This is a genomic window from Methylopila sp. 73B, from assembly GCF_000526315.1.
In the GTDB taxonomy this organism is placed as follows: Bacteria; Pseudomonadota; Alphaproteobacteria; order Rhizobiales; family Methylopilaceae; genus Methylopila.
This window is the reverse complement of sequence record NZ_JAFV01000001.1, coordinates 3,268,976-3,282,724: the sequence shown is the minus strand read 5'-3', so window position 1 is coordinate 3,282,724 and position 13,749 is coordinate 3,268,976. Positions and strand designations below refer to the sequence as shown.

12 protein-coding genes and 1 tRNA gene are annotated in these 13,749 nt (G+C 72.0%); 4 read left to right on the top strand and 9 right to left on the bottom strand.

Annotated features, from left to right (window positions below):
- Nucleotides 1-15: 15 nt before the first annotated feature.
- The 3 genes from coaE (at nt 16) to K244_RS0115755 (ending at nt 2,079) form a co-directional block, all read left to right on the top strand.
- Nucleotides 16-621: a dephospho-CoA kinase gene (gene coaE, locus K244_RS0115765; protein ID WP_020187246.1), complete on the top strand. Its 606-nt coding sequence runs from the start codon at nt 16-18 to the stop codon at nt 619-621.
- Nucleotides 614-1,324 (top strand): DNA polymerase III subunit epsilon, encoded by a 711-nt coding sequence (gene dnaQ, locus K244_RS0115760; RefSeq protein ID WP_020187245.1) that lies wholly within the window; start codon nt 614-616, stop codon nt 1,322-1,324. The genes coaE and dnaQ overlap by 8 nt, the downstream gene beginning before the upstream one ends.
- Before the next feature lie 80 nt (nt 1,325-1,404).
- On the top strand, nt 1,405-2,079 hold the full coding sequence (locus K244_RS0115755; protein ID WP_020187244.1) for a YggS family pyridoxal phosphate-dependent enzyme: 675 nt from the start codon (nt 1,405-1,407) through the stop codon (nt 2,077-2,079).
- A gap of 323 nt (nt 2,080-2,402) precedes the next feature.
- Here K244_RS0115755 and K244_RS0115750 read toward each other — a convergent pair whose 3' ends face one another.
- From K244_RS0115750 to hemC, 9 genes are all read right to left on the bottom strand, one after another.
- The gene (locus K244_RS0115750) at nt 2,403-2,891 is read right to left on the bottom strand and encodes a TerB family tellurite resistance protein (RefSeq protein ID WP_020187243.1); all 489 of its coding nucleotides are present in this window, start codon (nt 2,889-2,891) and stop codon (nt 2,403-2,405) included.
- 127 nt (nt 2,892-3,018) lie between these two features.
- A tRNA-Thr gene (locus K244_RS0115745) sits at nt 3,019-3,094 on the bottom strand.
- A gap of 66 nt (nt 3,095-3,160) precedes the next feature.
- The gene (locus K244_RS0115740) at nt 3,161-4,795 is read right to left on the bottom strand and encodes a glucan biosynthesis protein D (protein WP_024816542.1); all 1,635 of its coding nucleotides are present in this window, start codon (nt 4,793-4,795) and stop codon (nt 3,161-3,163) included.
- Nucleotides 4,796-4,932: 137 nt separating this feature from the next.
- A complete protein-coding gene (locus K244_RS0115735) occupies nt 4,933-5,376 on the bottom strand; it encodes a hypothetical protein (RefSeq protein ID WP_020187241.1) in 444 nt (147 codons plus the stop codon).
- 61 nt (nt 5,377-5,437) lie between these two features.
- A complete protein-coding gene (locus K244_RS0115730) occupies nt 5,438-7,675 on the bottom strand; it encodes a heavy metal translocating P-type ATPase (protein WP_020187240.1) in 2,238 nt (745 codons plus the stop codon).
- A 66-nt stretch (nt 7,676-7,741) separates the two neighbouring features.
- Nucleotides 7,742-9,439 (bottom strand): heme biosynthesis HemY N-terminal domain-containing protein, encoded by a 1,698-nt coding sequence (locus K244_RS0115725; protein WP_020187239.1) that lies wholly within the window; start codon nt 9,437-9,439, stop codon nt 7,742-7,744.
- A gap of 12 nt (nt 9,440-9,451) precedes the next feature.
- Nucleotides 9,452-11,029 (bottom strand): hypothetical protein, encoded by a 1,578-nt coding sequence (locus tag K244_RS0115720; protein ID WP_020187238.1) that lies wholly within the window; start codon nt 11,027-11,029, stop codon nt 9,452-9,454.
- A 61-nt stretch (nt 11,030-11,090) separates the two neighbouring features.
- The gene (locus K244_RS0115715) at nt 11,091-11,840 is read right to left on the bottom strand and encodes a uroporphyrinogen-III synthase (RefSeq protein ID WP_020187237.1); all 750 of its coding nucleotides are present in this window, start codon (nt 11,838-11,840) and stop codon (nt 11,091-11,093) included.
- Between the two features lie 12 nt (nt 11,841-11,852).
- Nucleotides 11,853-12,782, bottom strand: coding sequence for a hydroxymethylbilane synthase (hemC, locus tag K244_RS0115710; protein WP_020187236.1), 930 nt, complete (start codon nt 12,780-12,782; stop codon nt 11,853-11,855).
- Between the two features lie 205 nt (nt 12,783-12,987).
- On the opposite strand from hemC, the gene K244_RS0115705 reads away from it, so the two are divergent.
- Entirely contained in the window at nt 12,988-13,749 is a 762-nt protein-coding gene (locus K244_RS0115705) for an alpha/beta hydrolase (protein WP_020187235.1), read from the top strand.

Below are 13,749 nucleotides of genomic sequence, written 5' to 3'. Positions count from 1 at the left end.
CGTCGAGCACCCGCGATGATCGTCATCGGCCTCACCGGCTCTATCGGCATGGGCAAGTCCACCACCGCGAAGCTGTTCGCGGAGGAGGGCGTTCCCGTGCACGACGCCGACGCCGTGGTCCACGCGCTCTACGCCGGCCGTGCTGTCCCGTTGGTGGAGGCGGCGTTTCCGGGCGTCACGCGCGACGGCGCCGTGGACCGGAAGGAGCTGGGGACGAGGGTCATCGGCGACCCCGCCGCTCTGGCGAAGCTGGAGTCGATCGTCCATCCTCTCGTGCGTGAGGCCGAGGCCGCGTTCATCGCCGCCCGCCGCGCCGAGGGCGCCGACGTCGTCGTGCTCGACATCCCGCTGCTGTTCGAAAGCGGGCGAGACGGCGCCGTCGATCTCGTCGTCGTCGTCAGCGCAGGCGCCGAGGAGCAGCGCCGCCGGGTGATGCAGCGGCCCGGAATGACCGAGGAGACCTTTCGCGCCGTGCTCGCCCGCCAGACCCCCGACGCCGACAAGCGCGCCCGCGCCGCCGTGGTGATCGACACCGCGCGAGGGATCGAGCCTGCCCGCGCGCAGGTCCGCGCGCTGCTCGCGCGCCTCCGGTCGCGCGACGGAGCGCGGACCGATGCGTGAGATCGTCCTCGACACCGAGACCACCGGCCTCGATCCGCTGAAAGGCGATCGGGTCGTCGAGATCGGGTGCGTCGAACTGCTCAACCGCATCCCGACGGGCGCACATTGTCATCTTTATGTTAACCCCGAGCGCGACATGCCGGAGGAGGCGTTCCGCGTCCACGGCCTGTCGGCGGAGTTCCTGAGCACGAAGCCGGTGTTTGCCGCGGTCGCCCAGGAGTTCCTGGACTTCATCGCCGACGACGCCCTGGTCATCCACAACGCGGCCTTTGACGTCGGCTTCCTGAACATGGAGCTCCGGAAGATCGGCCAGCCGGAGCTCGCCCAGCACCGCATCGTCGACACGCTGCAGCTCGCGCGCCGGCGCAATCCTGGGGGCTCCGCCTCGCTCGACGCGCTCTGCCAGCGCTACGGCATCGACAACTCGCGCCGCACCAAGCACGGCGCGCTGCTCGACAGCGAGATCCTGGCCGAGGTCTATCTCGAGCTGCTGGGCGGTCGTCAGGCGACGCTCGGCCTCTCGCATCTCACCGATCGCAACCTCCGCGGCGGCCGCGCCGTCGCGCCGCGTCCCACGCCGCTGCCGTCGCGCCTGACGGCCGAAGATCTCGCCGCCCACGCCGCGTTCATCGCCACCCTCGGGGGCGGTTCGCCGATGTGGCGGGAGTATCTCGACGCGCCGGACGCGGTCGCCGCCGAGTAGCGGCGCCCGTTGATCTCGTTTACGTTTTGGCGTTCCGCACGCGCGCCGAGGGCGTGTTTGGCCTGTCCCGAGGAGCCGAGATGACCGACGCCCCCGCCCGTCTCGCCCTGGTGCGCGCGGCCCTCGCCAAGGCGGAGCGCGCCGCCGGCCGTCCGGAGGGCGAGACGACGTTGATCGCCGTGTCCAAGACCTTCGACGCCGCGGACATCCTGCCCGTGCTCGAGGCCGGCCAACGCGCGTTCGGCGAAAACCGGGTGCAGGAGTCGCAGGCCAAATGGCCGGAGCTGAAGGCGCGGTTTCCGGACGTCGAGCTTCACCTCATCGGCCCGCTCCAGTCGAACAAGACCGCGGAAGCGGTCGCGCTGTTCGACGCCATCCACACCATCGATCGGCCGAAGATCGCCCAGGCCGTCGCGAAGGAGATGGCGGCGCAGGGCCGCAGCCTGAAACTCTTCGTGCAGGTGAACGTTGGGTCCGAGCCGCAGAAGGCCGGCGTCGATCCGGAGGACGCCGACGCGTTCGTCGCGCAGTGCCGGGACGCCTATGGCCTGGAGCTCGAAGGGCTGATGTGCATCCCGCCGGTGGACGAGCCGCCCGCGCCCTACTTCGCGCTTCTCGACCAGATCGCGCGCCGCAATGGGCTCAAGGGCCTGTCGATGGGGATGAGCTCCGACTTCGCGGACGCCGTGCCGTTCGGCGCGACGCATGTGCGCGTGGGCAGCGCGATCTTCGGGACGCGGCCGAAGCCGGAGTGAAGTCGGGATGCGGAGGGGGGTCCCAAAACGCGACGACGAAACCCCGCCTCCGCCCGAACTGACGCCGGTACGCATGAACCAGATCCGGCGATCCTGATTGTGCAAGCGCCTTGCCAGTCCACGGTGGTGCCTTCGCGCCCAAGATGTGGGGCTTTCGAGGCGCAGACCGTCAACAGCTAGTGTGAGGGCCGGAAGCGCTTCGCAGCGCGCGTCGCGTTTTGCGACGCATTTCGCAAATTGCAAATCCGCGGAATGGATAAGTCCCGCTTCGGACCGGATTTCGCGCCCCGCGCTGTCCTCGACCGGCAGGCCGCGCGTGGACCTCAGTCCTTGACGGGCGTGTCCGACAACGGATGCGCGCGGGCGGCGATCCGCCGCTTCAACTCGACGCGTTCGCGCGTCGAAACGCCGAGCAGTTCGGCGACGCGCCACACCACGTTGTCCTCGAGCTCATTGACCGCGCCGTCCGAGAACACGAGCTCCCACATCATCTCGATGACGCCGGCCCGTCCCTCCGCGTCCAGAGAGCGCTTGAGCACGCTCGTGAAGGCGTAGAGGTCGACCGCTTCCTGATCGCGCTGGCGGGCGAGGGCGAGAAGCTCGTCGGTCTCGCTTTCCGACAGGCCGAACCGCGTCCGCACGATGCCGTGCAACGCGTCGCGCTCCTGCTCCTCGACGACGCCGTCCACGCCCAGCAGGTGGACCATCAGCGCCGCAGCCGCGACGCGGTGGTCGGACACCGAAAACGGCTCGGCCGCGTCCTCGCCGCTCCCGGCGAGCTCGTTCATGAAATGCCGCAGACTGTCGAACATGGGTCCCCGCTCCGCCCAGGACGCCGATCGGCGTCCGTCCCGCAGGGCGTCAACGAAGGTATAGACGGCCGCGTTCGACGTCCGGTAGGACGCGGAAGCGACACTGACGCGATTTCGATGAAAGGGGTGGTGCCGCTTGCGTGACTCGAACACGCGACCCCGTCATTACGAATGACGTGCTCTACCAACTGAGCTAAAGCGGCGACGGCGCACCCTCTACCGAAAGGGCGCTCCGAATGCAAGGCGCGACGTGCGAAGCGTCGCCGAAATCAGGCCGGCGGGATGTACTGGTACAGCCACGTCTCGGTCAGAACCCTGTCTCCGACCTTCATGTAGCAGCGCATCTCGACCGGCTCCGGCCCTTCCGCCGTCAGGTCGAACTGTGCGCGCCAATGGCCCGGCACGTCGCTCGGGACCGCCTCGGCGAAGACGTAGGAGAAGGTCCCGCGGGACGCCCAGAGCACGGGCTCCACGGTCTGGCCGTAGGGGATGTCGGTTAACGGCCCGCCCAGAAACTCGATCATGAACTTGCGCACGCCGGGCGGCCGCGGCAGGCCGGGCTGGCCGCCCCGGCCAAGCCTGGTGGCCACCACGCGGCCGAGCGGGGGGGGGTAGGGCTCTTCGTCCAGCCAGTGCAGCTTGTAGGCCAGCGCGACGGTGTCGCCCGCCTTGGTGGGCTCCGAGGGGATCCAGTAGGCCACCACGTTGTCGTGGATCTCGTCGTCGGTCGGCAGCTCCACGAGCTGAACGACGCCCTTGCCCCAATCGCCCACCGGCTCGATCCAGGTCGAAGGGCGGTCCTGGTACTTCACGCCGTCCTGATAATGGTCGAACACCCGGTCGCGCTGCAGAAGGCCGAAGCCGCGCGGTCGTTCGTCGGTGAAGCTCGAGGTCATGATGCGCGGCGGGTTGTTCAGCGGCCGCCAGATCCGCTCGCCTGCGCCGGTCCACATGGCGAGGCCGTCGGAGTCGTGCACCTCGGGGCGCCAGTCGATCAGCGACGGCTTCTGCGCCTCCGAGAACCAGTACATCGAGGTCAGCGCGGCGAGCCCGAGCCGCGGCACGTCCTGGCGCATGGTCACCGTCGCTTCGATCTCCATCAGCGTGCCGGCGGTGCGATGGATCAGGAAGCGATAGGCGCCGGCGAGCGACGGACCGTCGAGCAGCGCGTAGACCGTGACCGGGTCGCCGTCGGCCTTGGCCGGCTCGAACCAGAACGCCGTGAAGTCCGGGAACTCTTCCGCCGCGCCGGGCTGAGGGAACAGCGCCACGCCGCGCGCGGACATGCCGACCTGTCCCTTGCCCCCGATGGCGCGGAAGTAGGACGCGCCGAGGAAGGTCGCGAAGGGCTCGCGCGTCTTCCAGTCGCCCTTGTCGGTGACCTGATCCTTGGCCTCGCGGATCCAGAGGCCCGCGTAGGCCGACGGCTGCGGCGGGAGGCCCTTGGCGACGTGATCGGCCGGCATGTCGAAGTAGGCGGGATCGTAGAGGATCTCGCGCGACTTGCCTTCGGCGACCGCGTGCATGCGGACCGTCTTGGGGAAGAACTGGCCGACGTGCATGAAGGTGATGGGATAGGCGCCCGGCGATTTGCCGTAGAGTGCGTGCTCCGGGTTGAACTTCAGCTTGCCGTGGGCGTCGTAGTCGATCTTCCGGACGATCTCCGGATTCGGACGCGGAGGCTCGGCGTAGGGTTTCGCCGCCTTCCCCTTCGCGAGCGTCTTCAGCCCGTCGTAGGAGAAGGGCTCTGCCGGACCGAACTTCAGATCGTCGCCGGCTGCGCCCTGCGCAAAGGCGGGCGTCCCGAAGGCGATCGCCGCCTGAGCGGCGAGGCCGATCTGCAGCAACGCACGGCGGTCGAGGAGGGAAACGGAGGAGGCGTCGGGCGAAGGCCGGCGGGACATGAAGCTCTCAAGCGTCGAGGAAGGACGGTGGAGCTTCGTGATATAGTGCGATTTCGGTCGCGAGAAGGCCAAGACGCACGCGACTGATCACGTGTCCGCGCCGGCGCGGGAGAGCGCCGGCGGCGGAGAAGCCTCTGTCAGGAGCCGGCGGCCTCGGCCACCACGGCGGCGACCGCGCGACCGGCGGCGGCGGCTTCGTCGGCGCTCAGCCCATGGCGCTTGACCAGCGCCTTCGGGTCGTCATAGGCGATCGAGACGAAGTCGCCTTCCATGTAGACCAGCGCGCGCAGCGGCAGGTCGAGCGCGTCAAGCGCCCGGGCGGAGGCGTCGGCGGTGTGATGGGGGTCCGCGAAGAGCACCAGGGTCGCGGAGGCGGACTGCTCGACCTTCACGACCGTGGAGACGCCGCGGCGGCGGAGGGAGGCCTCGAGCGCCTGGACCGTCGGGATCACGCCATGGGCGCTGCGCACCACGATCGGCTCTCCGGATTTGGTGACCGCCTCGGCCGGTCCGCTCATCGGCAGCAGAGCGACGGCGAGCACGAAGAGCAGGATCGCCGAGAAGAAGATCGCGACGCGCATTTTAAGAACCCCCGAGAGACGCAAACGCCCGTGTGACGCGCCTATAACGCGCCTGGAGGGATTAAGGATCCATTCTCCAACGGGAAAGCCTCAAGGCATTGAGGACCACGCTCACGGAGGACAGCGCCATGGCGGCGCCGGCGATCGCGGGCGATAAAAAGCCAAGAGCCGCAAGGGGCAGGCCTACCACGTTGTAGGCGAAGGCCCAGACGAGGTTCTGGCGGATTGTCGCCACGGTGCGGCGCGAAAGCGACAGTGCTGCGGGAGCGAGAAGCAGGTCCGGGCGTAACAGCGCGATCCCCGCGGTCTCGAGCGCCACGTCCGCGCCGCCGCCCATGGCGACGCCGATGTCGGCGGCCGCGAGCGCCGGGGCGTCGTTGATCCCGTCACCGACCATCGCGACGACGCGACCTTCCGCCTGAAGGCGCGCGATCGTCGCGAGCTTGTCGGCCGGGCGGGCGCCGGCCTCGACGCGCTCGATGCCGACGCCGCGCGCGATGGGGGCCGCCGCTTCCGCCGAATCGCCGGTCAGCATCACGATCTCGATGCCGTCGTCGCGCAGCCGGCGCACGGCTTCCGCGGCGTTCGGCCGGGCGGCGTCGGAGAACGCCAGCACGCCCTTGGCGCGGCGTCCCTCCGAGATCGCCACGGCGGTGCGGCCTTCGGCGGCGTGGCGCGCGAGCATCGCCTCGATGGGCGCGGTGTGGGCCCCGATCTCCGTCAGCAACCGCACGCCGCCGATGGCGATCTTGGACCCGTCGACGGTGCCGGTGATTCCCTCGCCGGACACGGCGCGGATGTCATGGGCGACGGGAATGTCGAGGCCCTGACCCTCGGCGGCTTCGACGACGGCGTGCGCGAGCGGATGCTCCGACCCCCGCTCGATCGCGGCCGCAAGAGCGACCAGCCTCTGGCCGTCGCCGTCGAGCGCCTCGGAGGCCACCAGGGCGGGCCTGCCCGCGGTCAGCGTTCCCGTCTTGTCGAACACGACGGTGTCGATCCGCGCCGCGCGCTCGAGCGCTTCGATGTCGCGCACCAGGATGCCGGCGCGCGCGCCCGCGCCGGTGCCGGCGACGAGCGCCGCGGGGGTCGCGAGGCCGAGCGCGCAGGGGCAGGCGATGACGAGCACCGCGATGGCGTGACCCAGCGCCGCGCCGGCTCCGGCCCCAGCAAGCAGCCAGCCGACGAAGGTTAGGGCTGCGATCCCGACCACCACCGGCACGAACACCGCGGTGACCCTGTCCACGAGTCGTTGCACGGGCGCCTTGGCGAGCTGCGCGCGCGCCACCAGCCGGCCGATGCGGGCCGGGGTGGCGTCCTCGCCGACGGCGGAGGCCTCTACAAGCAGCGACCCGGAGCCGTTCATCGCCCCGGCGATCACGGCGTCGCCCGCGGCCTTGGCGACCGGCTTGCTCTCACCCGTGACGAGCTGCTCGTCGGCGTCGCTACGCCCCTCCACGACCAGACCGTCCACCGGAAAACGCTCACCCGGCCGCACCCGCACGATGTCGCCGGCGTGCAGGGCCTCCACCGCGACGTCCTCCTCGCGGCCGTCGGGCCGGTGGAGGCGAGCGTGCGCCGGAGTGAGTTCGCCGAGCGAAGTGAGCGCCGCGCTGGCCCCGGCGGTGGCGCGCGCTTGAAGCAGGTTGCCAAGCAGCACGAAGCCGAGCACGGCGACCGCGGCTTCAAAATACAGAGGTCCATGTCCGCCATAGGCGAGCACCTCGACCGCGCTCCAGCCATAGGCGGCGGTGGCGCCGAGGGCGACCAGCACGTCCATGTTGGCGGCGCCGCCCCGCAACGCCGCCCAGGCGCCGCGGTAGAAGCGCGCCCCGACGAGCAGCTGGACGGGGGTGGCGAGCGCAAGCTGCAACCAAGGGGGCAGCAGACCATGGGCGCCCACCGCCATGCCCGCCATTTCGACGAGGAAAGGCGCGCCCAGCACCGCCGTCATGATCAGCAGGGCGGTGGTGCGCCGCTCGTCGGCGCGACGGGCGACCGCGCGGGCCTCGTCGGCCGCGCGCCGCGCTTGCGAACCCGACGGGCGAACATGGGCGTCGTAGCCGGCGCGCCGCACCGCGGCGACGGCGGCGGCGGGATCGGCCGGTCCGTCGAAGCGGACGTCGGCGCGCTCCAGCGGCAGGTTCACGACGGCCGAGGCTATTCCCGGCGTGCGGCCCAGCACGCGCTCGATCCGCTCCGCGCAGGCGGCGCAGTGCATGCCCTCGACGTCGAGCGTCACGCTCGCCGGCGCGGAGGCGTCGGCGGCGAAGGCGTGTGCGGGTTCGGGCCGTGTCATGAGTCTTGTCCTCGAGTCGCTCCTAAATGCGGCGCGGAGCGTCGTGGGACAAGGTGAGGCCGAAGGCTAGAAGCTCGGCCGGTCCGCGGGAAACCGCTTGGTCGCGACCGCGTCGACAGGCTCGGCGGCGGCGGGGCCCGGATCGTCGGGCGCCCGGGTGAGCGGGAACACGGCCGCCGTCGGCTTGGCCGCCATGGGCTTCGGCGGCGTCGGCAGGGCCGCCGCGACGGCGGGAGTCTCGGTCTTCGGGGGCGGGACCACCTCAACCAATCCGGTCTTCGCCGGCTCGGTCTTGGGCGCGTCCACCTTCGAAACGACGGACTTTGGGGAGACCGCCTGCGCGGCCGGCGGCGCATCCGCGGGGTCCATCAACTCCGGCATCTTGCGCGGCAGCACCGAAGACGGCGCGCTGGGCGCGATCATGCTGGCGTCGGCGCCCGGCCGCTGGTCGAGCCAAGCGTCCGCGGCGAGCTTGGGCCGCGTCTCCTCGACCGGAACCTTCCAGACAAAGGCGTCGAGCCGGCCGGTGACGGGCGACACGGGCGCCCATGTGTCGCTGGCCACGCCGTCGGCGACCCAGGCCGGGTCGCGCGCCGCGCGCAGCGCCCGGGCGAGCCACTGGCGGGCGCTGCCGGTGTCGCCGTTCTCGATGTCCTCGAGCTCCGCCATCAGCAGGCAGGCGCGCGCGGTCGGGCGGATCGAGATCAGCTTGTCGGCGGCGGCGCGGGCGGTCTCGAACTCGCGCGCCGCGATCGCGGCGCGGGCGACCGCCAGCAGCCCTTCCGGATCGTCCCCGGAGCGCTCGGCGAGGGTCTTGGCGCGCTTCAGCTTGGCGAGCGCCGGATCGCCAGGCTTCGCGTGCACGTAGACCTCGGCGAGATCCGGATGGGGCGCCTTGGCCCAGGTCGCCTCGACGATCTTCGAGGCCTTGCGCGCGTCGCCCTGCTCGGCGAGCAGACGCCCGGCCAGCGCCGCCGCGGGCACGAAGTCCGGCGCGAGGCCGTGCGCCTCACGGGCGCGTTTCACGGCGAGCGCGGGATCGGCGGCCGCGCCGTCGGTCGCCTGGGCCGTCAGCAACACGGCGCGTCGGCGCTTCACCTCGGCCTTGTCCATCAAGCGGTTGGCGGAGAGCCGTTCGAGCGTCGACAGCGCCCCGCCCCAGTCGCGCTCCGCGCACTGGAAGTCGAACAGCGCCTGGCCCGCCCAGGGCGTCTCGGGCGACTGGCGCGCGGCCTCCTCGGCGAGCGCCTTGGCGCCTGCGCGGTCGCCGCGGCGTTCGGCTTCGACGAACAACCCGCGCAGGCCGAGCGAGCGCGTCTCGGGCGAATCGGTCATGGCGCGGAAGGCGGCTTCCGCGCCGGTGCGGTCGCCGGCGAGCTGCGCGGCCTGCGCCGCCAGCACCAGCGTCAGCGGCTCCTTTCCGAGCAGGCGCCGGGCCTCGGAGGCCTCGCGCCCGGCCTGGCGGGCGTCGCCGGTGCCGACCGCCACCACGCCGCGCGCGATCGCCTTGTAGCCCTTGGCGCGGCGCTGGTTGCGCCGGAACAGCGCGAAGGCCTCGGGTCCCGCGAGGATCCAGCGCATCACGTTCCACAGCACCACGGTGGCGCAGACGAGCGCCGCCACGAAGGCGAGCGCGACCGCGACGCTGGTCTCGACGCGGTAGCCCTGCCAGGTGAGCACCAGCTCGCCGGGACGGTCGACGACCCAGACGGCGCCGAAGGCGAAGACCCCGACAAGAACGAGGTAAATCAGAACGCGAACCATGTTCGATGGACCTCAGTCGGTGGCGCCAAGGCGCGCAAGCGCGGCGGTGCGGGCGGTGGCGAGGGCCTCGTCGGCGGCGAGACGGGCTTTCGCCTTGTCCGCCCAAGCGGCCGTGGCGGCCTTGGCGTCCGGATCGAGCGCCTCGATGTCGGCGAGGGCGCCCTCGACGTCGCCGGCGGAAGCCTTCGCGGCCACCCGGGCGCGCACGTCCGCAGGCGCCGATCCGGCCGGCGCGGTCGCCGGCGTGACCTTGACCACCGAACCCGCGCTCGCGACGAGGCGGTCGAACACGGACGCGTCGGCCGTTGGCTTGAGCGGCGGCAGCTTCGCCATCACGTCCTGAAGCTCGGCGCCGAGCGCGGCCTTGGTGGGCGCGCCGCCCGCCGCATAGGGCTCGAGCGTAGCGACGTCGCCGCCGGCCGCCTTGGCGGCGGCGAGTTCGGCCGGGAACGGCCTCCCGGCTACGACGGCCTGGTCGATGGCGGCGAAGGCGGTCACCAGCCGCGCCGCGGGATCGCCCACCGGGCGGGCCTTGAGCGCGGCGTCGAGCGCGGCGATCTTCTCGTCCAGCGGCTTCACCGCGGCGTCGATCCTGGCGCCGAGTTCGGCGATCGCTTCGCGGGTCGGCGCCTGGGCGATCTTGGCCTCAAGGCCGTCGACCCGCTTCGCGAGGGCGTCGACGGCGCCAGGGTCCACGGTCGGCGCCTGCTCGCGACCCGCGAGGCCGCGGATTTCGCCCTCGAGCGCCGCGACGCGCGCGCCGGAGCCGTCGATCGTCAGGGCGAGCTCGGAGATGCGGGCTTCGATCGCTGAGGTGTCGGCGGTCTGGGCGGTCTGGCCCGAACGTTCGCGGAGAGCGGCCACATCGCGGCCGACCGAATCGAGCTTGCTCTCGACGGCCGCGACGCGCGTCGACTGGGTCCCGTCCCCGCCGATCAGCTCCTGGCCATAAAGCGCGACCACGCCCAGCGCGATCGCGGCGCCGAACAGCGCGGACCCAGCGAGCCCCAGCACCCCCGCGCCGCCGCGCGCCGGCGTCACAGCCGCCGCGACGCGAGTCGGGGCGCCCGTGTCCGCAGGTTTCGGATCGACAGGCTTGAAATCCGAAGACTTGAGGTCGGCCGGCTTGCCGGGCTCGCTCTTGCCAAGGTCCGGCTTCGAGGACTCGGGTCTGGCGCCGGTCTTGGACATGTCTGGGCCCGTGGCGGCACCTGGCTTGGGCGCGGCGGTTTCGGTCGGTTTCGCCCCGCCGAAGCTCGGCGTCGCGCCAGCGGGACGGGCGCCGGGAACGCCGGACGACGTCGGGCCGGCCGACGCGGGAGCTGCGGCGACCGGGGACGCCGGCTTGACGTCAGCCGCCTTGATCTCGGGCGAGCCTGCGGGCGATGCGGCGCCCGGCTGTGGCGCGCTCGGGCTGGAAGGCTTGGGCGCGTCCTTGGCGGCGGCGGGCGTCGTCGTCGCGGAGGGCGGGTCCTTCGCCGCATCCTTGGGCGTCACGTCGGCGGCCTTCAGGTCGAGCGTCGGAGCCTTCGGCCGCGCGGAGGGCGCGCCGCCGCCGGTCGTGGTCTCGGGTCCTTTGGGGTCCGCCATAGGCCGCTCCTGACTGGTCACGGGAAGATCGGGCCGTCCGTCTCCGGGCGTCCGCCGCTTCCTAATTAGAACGCTCGCCCCCGGATTGCGAGCCGGGGTTGATCACGCCGGCGAGTGCGTCGAGCAAGGCGCCTTCGTCCGGTCGCGCCGCGACCGCTACGATGGGACAACCGGCCGCGAGCAGAGGCTCCGCCACCCGCAGCGCCAGCGCCGCGTGGGGCAGGGGACGGATCGCCTCCGTAAGCCCCGCGCCGGCTGCAAGCATCAAGAAAGTCTCGGCGATGCGGCGGGAGTGGTGCAGCACGGCGTCGACCTCGCCGGCGGAAAGCGCGGCTCGCGCCGTGTCCGGCAGGGCGGGGGCCGCGGTCGCTCGATAGAGCTCGACCACGTCGACCGCATGGCCGTGCGCGGCAAGCGCGCCCGCCACGTCGAAAGCCCGGTCCGCGCCGGCGGCGTGCAGGAAACGCGAGGGCGCCGGGAACCGCGCGGCGGCGTCCGCCACCAGCGACCGGCCGTCGCCCTCGGCGACGTGCACGACGGCGAAGCCCGCCTCGCGGCCGGCCTCCGCCGTGCGGTCGCCGACGGCGATCAGCGGAACCCCGCGCAGTCGGCCGATTTCCGGCCGGTCCTTGAGCTTGCGCAGGCCGTTGGCGCTGGTCGCGAGCACGGCGCCATAGGCGACGTCGGGAATGGCCGCGTCGAGTGTCTCGATCGCGAGCACGGGCGCGAGGATCGCCGTCATCCCGCGCGCCTCGAGCGCGCGGGCGGTGCGTTCCGCAGCGCGTTCCGGGCGAAGGACGAGGACCCTCATCGCGGGCGGCCGTCAGCCGAAGGCCGCGAGCAGATCGGCGGGCGTGCGCGCCTTTACGTCACGCCCTACCTCAGCGCCGAGCCGCGCCGCGTCCGCCATGTCGCCTTCGATTACGCCTTCGACTGTGCGAGCGCCGTCGACCGACAGCACAAGGCCGAGGAACCGGAGCCTGCCCGCTTCGGCGCGTGCGAGGCCCGCGATCGGCGTGCGGCACGAGCCGTCGAGGACGGCGAGGAAGCTGCGTTCGCAGGCCAGAGCCGCCGCCGTCGCCGCATGGTCGAGCGCGCGCAAGGCCTCGCGGGTGGCGTCGTCGTCCTCGCGCGCCGTCACCGCGATCGCGCCCTGCCCGAGCGCCGGGGGAAAGTCGTCGATGTCGAGGATCTCGGTGGCGTGGCCCTGGAGGCCGAGGCGGGTCAATCCCGCGAGCGCGAGGAGCGTGGCGTGGGCCTCGCCGCGCCCGAGCTTGTCGAGCCGGGTCTGCACGTTGCCGCGAAAGGAGACCACTTCGAGATCGGGCCGGAGGCGCCGCACCAGCGCGCCGCGACGCAGCGAAGCGGTGCCGACGATCGCGCCGGCCGGGAGTTCCTTCAGCGTCCGCGCCGACCCGCCGATGAGCGCGTCGCGCACGTCGGCGCGCTCCAGCGTGGCGGAGAGCGCAGTGCCGGGCGCAAGCTCGGTGGGCAGGTCCTTGGCGGAATGCACGGCGAGGTCGACGCGCCCGTCGAGCAGCGCCTCGTCGATCTCCTTGACGAACAGGCCCTTGCCGCCGGCTTCCGACAGCGGCCGGTCCTGGATGGCATCGCCCGTGGTCTTGATAGTCACGATCTCGACCGCCTCCGGCGCAAGGCCATGGGCTGCGATCAGGTCGTCGCGCACCCGGTTCGCCTGCCAGAGCGCGAGCGGGCTGCCGCGGGTGCCGATGCGAAAGCGAGGAGAGGTCATGAAGGAGGTCTTCCGCCGCAGAACGTCGCCTGCGGGTTAGCAGCCTCCGCCGGGCTTGCGCAATGAGCCTGGACTGAAGCGCGCGACGTTCGGGGCCGCCGTCCCGTCGCCGACGGCGTGACGTCGTCGTCGTCCTGTGCCAAGCGTGCGCGCCATGATCTTCCGCAGCCCGCGAGGATCTTCCGAGCACAGCGAGGGCGAGCGCATGTCCGAGATCACCTCCTTCAGACTGACGGTGGGCGAAGGCGCGGAGGCGCGCGAGCTCGCGCTGCTCGTGCGGTCCGGGACGGGCCCTTGCGTCGTCTGGCTCGGCGGCTTCCGCTCCGACATGACGGCGACCAAGGCGAGCGCGTTGGATTCCTGGGCGGCCGAAAGAGGCCGCGCCGCGCTCCGGTTCGACTATTCCGGGCACGGCGGTTCGGGCGGGCGGTTCGAGGACGGCACGATCGGTTCGTGGACCGAGGACGCGCTCGCCGCGATCGAGGCCCACGCGGGACCGGCGCCCGTGCTCGTCGGCTCGTCCATGGGCGGCTGGATCGCGCTCCTGGTCGCGCGGCGCATGGCGCGGCCCCCCTCCGGCCTCGTGCTGATCGCGCCGGCGGTCGATTTCAGCGAGACGCTGATGTGGGACCGGTTCTCGGAGGAGGTTCGCGCCGAGATCCTGGAGACCGGCCGGTGGCTGCGCCACAGCGACTATGCGCCGGAGCCGTACCCGATCACCCGGCGTTTCATCGAGGAGGGCCGCGACCATCTGCTGCTCGGCGGTCCGATCCGCGTAGGCGCGCCGATCCACATCCTGCAGGGCATGCGAGACCCGGACGTGCCGTGGGAGCACGCCCTGCGCACGGTCGAGCGCCTCGCCGAGGACGACGTGGTGGTGACGCTAATCAAGGACGGCGACCATCGCCTGTCGCGCGACGAGGACATCGCGCGGCTGCTCGAAGCCGTGGACGGCGTCACGAGCTGA

What these genes read in the sequence shown, in the direction of transcription:
- coaE (WP_020187246.1), top strand. Translation starts at nt 16, where the DNA reads ATGATCGTCATCGGCCTCACCGGCTCTATCGGCATGGGCAAGTCCACC.
- dnaQ (WP_020187245.1), top strand. Translation starts at nt 614, where the DNA reads ATGCGTGAGATCGTCCTCGACACCGAGACCACCGGCCTCGATCCGCTG.
- K244_RS0115755 (WP_020187244.1), top strand. Translation starts at nt 1,405, where the DNA reads ATGACCGACGCCCCCGCCCGTCTCGCCCTGGTGCGCGCGGCCCTCGCC.
- K244_RS0115750 (WP_020187243.1), bottom strand. Translation starts at nt 2,891, where the DNA reads ATGTTCGACAGTCTGCGGCATTTCATGAACGAGCTCGCCGGGAGCGGC.
- K244_RS0115740 (WP_024816542.1), bottom strand. Translation starts at nt 4,795, where the DNA reads ATGTCCCGCCGGCCTTCGCCCGACGCCTCCTCCGTTTCCCTCCTCGAC.
- K244_RS0115735 (WP_020187241.1), bottom strand. Translation starts at nt 5,376, where the DNA reads ATGCGCGTCGCGATCTTCTTCTCGGCGATCCTGCTCTTCGTGCTCGCC.
- K244_RS0115730 (WP_020187240.1), bottom strand. Translation starts at nt 7,675, where the DNA reads ATGACACGGCCCGAACCCGCACACGCCTTCGCCGCCGACGCCTCCGCG.
- K244_RS0115725 (WP_020187239.1), bottom strand. Translation starts at nt 9,439, where the DNA reads ATGGTTCGCGTTCTGATTTACCTCGTTCTTGTCGGGGTCTTCGCCTTC.
- K244_RS0115720 (WP_020187238.1), bottom strand. Translation starts at nt 11,029, where the DNA reads ATGGCGGACCCCAAAGGACCCGAGACCACGACCGGCGGCGGCGCGCCC.
- K244_RS0115715 (WP_020187237.1), bottom strand. Translation starts at nt 11,840, where the DNA reads ATGAGGGTCCTCGTCCTTCGCCCGGAACGCGCTGCGGAACGCACCGCC.
- hemC (WP_020187236.1), bottom strand. Translation starts at nt 12,782, where the DNA reads ATGACCTCTCCTCGCTTTCGCATCGGCACCCGCGGCAGCCCGCTCGCG.
- K244_RS0115705 (WP_020187235.1), top strand. Translation starts at nt 12,988, where the DNA reads ATGTCCGAGATCACCTCCTTCAGACTGACGGTGGGCGAAGGCGCGGAG.